Annotated in this window: 1 rRNA gene; it reads left to right on the top strand. The window is 59.5% G+C overall.

From position 1 onward, the window contains the following. Window positions 1–56 precede the first annotated feature (56 nt). Window positions 57–1632: ribosomal RNA gene (locus tag AS157_RS06875) — 16S ribosomal RNA — on the top strand. The last annotated feature ends 9 nt before the right edge of the window (window positions 1633–1641 follow it).

The raw sequence follows: 1641 nt of genomic DNA, 5'->3' as shown, positions 1-1641 counted from the left end.
GAGGTCATTGAAAAATAGATAGCAGCTCTGCGGATAAGAAGGACAAGCTCTAGATAGACATGGAGGGTTTGATCCTGGCTCAGGGTGAACGCTGGCGGCGTGCCTTACACATGCAAGTCGAGCGAAGCTGCTAACTGGAGTCCTTTGGGATGAAAGTTAGTAGACTGAGCGGCGGACGGGTGAGTAACGCGTAGGTGACCTACCCTTCAGAGGGGGATAACTGTGGGAAACTGCAGCTAATACCCCATACGTTCCGGAGGTTACGATTTCCGGAAGAAAGGGGCGTAAAGCTCTGCTGAGGGATGGGCCTGCGTTCCATCAGGTAGTTGGTGAGGTAAAGGCTCACCAAGCCGACGACGGATAGCCGGTCTGAGAGGATGGCCGGCCACAAGGGCACTGAGACACGGGTCCTACTCCTACGGGAGGCAGCAGTGGGGGATATTGGACAATGGGCGGAAGCCTGATCCAGCGACGCCGCGTGCGGGAAGGAGCCCTTCGGGGTGTAAACCGCTGTGGTGGGAGACGAATAAGGTAAGGAGTGGAAAGTCTTACCGATGACGGTATCCCACTAGGAAGCCCCGGCTAACTACGTGCCAGCAGCCGCGGTAATACGTAGGGGGCGAGCGTTACCCGGATTTACTGGGCGTAAAGGGGGCGTAGGCGGTCGTGGAAGTCCGGTGTGAAAGGCCACGGCTCAACTGTGGAACTGCGCTGGAAACCACGCGACTTGAGGGCGGTAGAGGGAGACGGAACTGCTGGTGTAGGGGTGAAATCCGTAGATATCAGCAGGAACGCCGGTGGGGAAGCCGGTCTCCTGGGCCGCGCCTGACGCTGAGGCCCGAAAGCTAGGGGAGCGAACCGGATTAGATACCCGGGTAGTCCTAGCCGTAAACGATGCCCACTAGGTGTGGGGGAGTGATTCCTCCGTGCTGAAGCGAACGCGATAAGTGGGCCGCCTGGGGAGTATGCCCGCAAGGGTGAAACTCAAAGGAATTGACGGGACCCCGCACAAGCGGTGGAGCGTGTGGTTTAATTGGACGCTAAGCCAAGAACCTTACCAGGGCTTGACATGCTGGTGGTACTGACCCGAAAGGGGAGGGACTCTCGCCGAGAGGTGAGGGAGCCGGCACAGGTGGTGCACGGTCGTCGTCAGCTCGTGCCGTGAGGTGTTGGGTTAAGTCCCGCAACGAGCGCAACCCCTGCCCTTAGTTGCCAGCGGTTAGGCCGGGGACTCTAAGGGGACTGCCGGCGACGAGCCGGAGGAAGGAGGGGATGACGTCAGATACTCGTGCCCCTTATGCTCTGGGCGACACACGCGCTACAATGGGTGGGACAGCGGGAGGCGAGCCAGTGATGGTGAGCGAAACCCTGAAACCCACTCTCAGTACGGATTGCAGGCTGAAACTCGCCTGCATGAAGTCGGAATCGCTAGTAATCGCGGATCAGCCACGCCGCGGTGAATACGTTCCCGGGGTTTGTACACACCGCCCGTCACGCCACCCGAGTTGGCAGCGCCCGAAGGTGGTTACTCCAACCTGAGAAGGAGGGGGGCTACTGAGGGCGAGGCTGGCGAGGGGGGCGAAGTCGTAACAAGGTAGGTGTACCGGAAGGTGCGCCTGGATCACCTCCTTTCTAAGGAGA

This window comes from Thermosipho sp. 1244 (assembly GCF_018588215.1).
GTDB lineage: Bacteria > Thermotogota > Thermotogae > Thermotogales > Fervidobacteriaceae > Thermosipho > Thermosipho affectus.
Note: the sequence above shows the minus strand (reverse complement) of the source record. Positions and strands in the feature narration are given on the sequence as shown.